This is a genomic window from Aquibacillus saliphilus, from assembly GCF_020404745.1.
Taxonomy (GTDB): Bacteria; Bacillota; Bacilli; order Bacillales; family Amphibacillaceae; genus Aquibacillus; species Aquibacillus saliphilus.
In genome coordinates this window covers 1-2,540 of sequence record NZ_JAIZAP010000033.1, presented here as the reverse complement: position 1 = coordinate 2,540, position 2,540 = coordinate 1, and the positions used below count along the sequence as shown (strand labels likewise).

1 rRNA gene is annotated in these 2,540 nt (G+C 52.7%); it reads right to left on the bottom strand.

Annotated elements, in window-relative coordinates:
- Nucleotides 1-2 precede the first annotated feature (2 nt).
- Nucleotides 3-2,540: ribosomal RNA gene (locus LD272_RS21180) — 23S ribosomal RNA — on the bottom strand; the annotation flags it as partial.

Sequence of the window (2,540 nt, the reverse complement as noted above, 5' to 3'; positions counted from 1 at the left end):
TTTTAGTTAAGTCCTCGATCTATTAGTATTCGTCAGCTACACGTGTCACCACGCTTCCACCTCGAACCTATCAACCTCATCGTCTCTGAGGGATCTTACTCATTTAAAATGATGGGAAGTCTCATCTAGAGGGGGGCTTCATGCTTAGATGCTTTCAGCACTTATCCCTTCCACACGTAGCTACCCAGCTATGCTCCTGGCGGAACAACTGGTGCACCAGCGGTGTGTCCATCCCGGTCCTCTCGTACTAAGGACAGCTCCTCTCAAACTTCCAACGCCCACGACGGATAGGGACCGAACTGTCTCACGACGTTCTGAACCCAGCTCGCGTACCGCTTTAATGGGCGAACAGCCCAACCCTTGGGACCGACTACAGCCCCAGGATGCGATGAGCCGACATCGAGGTGCCAAACCTCCCCGTCGATGTGGACTCTTGGGGGAGATAAGCCTGTTATCCCCGGGGTAGCTTTTATCCGTTGAGCGACGGCCCTTCCATGCGGCACCGCCGGATCACTAAGCCCGACTTTCGTCCCTGCTCGACTTGTAGGTCTCGCAGTCAAGCTCCCTTCTGCCTTTACACTCTACGAATGATTTCCAACCATTCTGAGGGAACCTTTGGGCGCCTCCGTTACTCTTTGGGAGGCGACCGCCCCAGTCAAACTGCCCACCTGACACTGTCTCCGAACCGGATCACGGTTCTGGGTTAGAAGGTCCGTACAGCCAGGGTGGTATCCCACCGACGCCTCAACGCAAGCTAGCGCTCACGTGTCTTAGGCTCCCACCTATCCTGTACAAGCTGTACCAACATTCAATATCAGGCTACAGTAAAGCTCCACGGGGTCTTTCCGTCCTGTCGCGGGTAATGCGCATCTTCACGCATAGTATAATTTCACCGGGTCTCTCGTTGAGACAGTGCCCAAGTCGTTGCACCTTTCGTGCGGGTCGGAACTTACCCGACAAGGAATTTCGCTACCTTAGGACCGTTATAGTTACGGCCGCCGTTTACTGGGGCTTCGGTTCAAAGCTTCGTCTTGCGACTAACATTTCCCCTTAACCTTCCAGCACCGGGCAGGTGTCAGCCCCTATACTTCGCCTTACGGCTTCGCAGAGACCTGTGTTTTTGCTAAACAGTCGCTTGGGCCTTTTCACTGCGGCTTCTCCTAAAAGAAGCACCCCTTCTCCCGAAGTTACGGGGTCATTTTGCCGAGTTCCTTAACGAGAGTTCTCCCGATCACCTTAGGATTCTCTCCTCGCCTACCTGTGTCGGTTTGCGGTACGGGCACCTATGACCTCACTAGAGGCTTTTCTTGGCAGTGTGAAATCAGGAACTTCGGTACTTATGTTCCCTCCCCATCACAGCTTGACCTTGAGTTGAACGGATTTACCTATTCAACAGTCTCACTGCTTGGGCGCACATATCCATCAGTGCGCATTCCTTATCCTACTGCGTCCCCCCGTTGTTCAAACGGTCATGAGGTGGTACAGGAATATCAACCTGTTGTCCATCGCCTACGCCTTTCGGCCTCGGCTTAGGTCCCGACTAACCCTGAGCGGACGAGCCTTCCTCAGGAAACCTTAGGCATTCGGTGTAAGAGATTCTCACTCTTATTTCGCTACTCATACCGGCATTCTCACTTCTAAGCGCTCCACCAGTCCTCACGGTCTGACTTCGCTGCACTTAGAACGCTCTCCTACCAAATTGAAAGTACAATACTTCCAACATCCGCAGCTTCGGTGATACGTTTAGCCCCGGTATATTTTCGGCGCAGAGTCACTCGACCAGTGAGCTATTACGCACTCTTTAAATGATGGCTGCTTCTAAGCCAACATCCTGGTTGTCTAAGCAACTCCACATCCTTTTCCACTTAACGTATACTTTGGGACCTTAGCTGGCGGTCTGGGCTGTTTCCCTCTCGACTATGAACCTTATCACCCATAGTCTGACTCCCAAGATCGAGTATCTGGCATTCGGAGTTTGACTGAATTCGGTAACCCGGTGAGGGCCCCTAGTCCAATCAGTGCTCTACCTCCAGTACTCAACTCTTGAGGCTAGCCCTAAAGCTATTTCGGAGAGAACCAGCTATCTCCGTGTTCGATTGGCATTTCACCCCTACCCACACCTCATCCCCGCACTTTTCAACGTGCGTGGGTTCGGGCCTCCAGTCAGTGTTACCTGACCTTCACCCTGGACATGGGTAGATCACACGGTTTCGGGTCTACGACCCCTTACTCTATCGCCCTATTCAGACTTGCTTTCGCTGCGGCTCCGCATCATCTGCTTAACCTTGCAAGAGATCGTAACTCGCCGGTCCATTCTACAAAAGGTACGCCGTTACCCATTAACGGGCTTCGACTACTTGTAGGCACACGGTTTCAGGTACTATTTCACTCCCCTTCCGGGGTGCTTTTCACCTTTCCCTCACGGTACTGGTTCACTATCGGTCACTAGGGAGTATTTAGCCTTGGGAGATGGTCCTCCCGGATTCCGACGGAATTTCTCGTGTTCCGCCGTACTCAGGATCCACTCTGGAGGAAACACT